Source organism: Streptomyces sp. P9(2023) (assembly GCF_032436795.1).
Lineage (GTDB): Bacteria > Actinomycetota > Actinomycetes > Streptomycetales > Streptomycetaceae > Streptomyces.
Window position 1 is genome coordinate 1 of record NZ_JAUPWM010000158.1, and the last position, 453, is coordinate 453.

A 453-nucleotide genomic window follows, 5' to 3' on the forward strand; every position below is an offset into this window, starting at 1 on the left:
TGACGAAGATGGTCCGCGCAACATCAATGTTTCTTTGCAGGAACGTGACGGCTCTATTTACGACGGTGTTTCACCTGCGGTTCCTGTCATTCCTTATCCGCCCGGTACGCCGCAATACATGTCAGAAATCGATTTCGTTCTAGCACCTGTTACAGTTGAAGGTGATACCGGGGTGCGTCAAGCAGCAATTCGTGCGACATGGGATATTATACCTGATGTAACCATTGTTGGTGTCGAGTTCCGTTGGTGGCCTGTTTCGCAACCGTCCAATGTTTTTACGAAAGTTGCCGGTCAAAACCGTTCCACGTTTACATTATTTACCGATGGTGTTGTTGGCAAAACGCAATACGCCGTCCAATCTCGCCCGATTACCGATCCACCGCGCCAAGTAGTTTGGGGACCAACGCATCTTGTTACCACTCAGGAAGCGAGTGAAGATATTTATGGTCCGAT

The 453-nt window shown here is 49.0% G+C and carries 1 protein-coding gene; it reads left to right on the top strand.

What is annotated here, in order from left to right; translation table 11 throughout:
• Positions 1–453, top strand: a 453-nt coding sequence (locus Q5762_RS37150) for a hypothetical protein (protein WP_315896724.1), incomplete at both ends; no start/stop codon positions are given.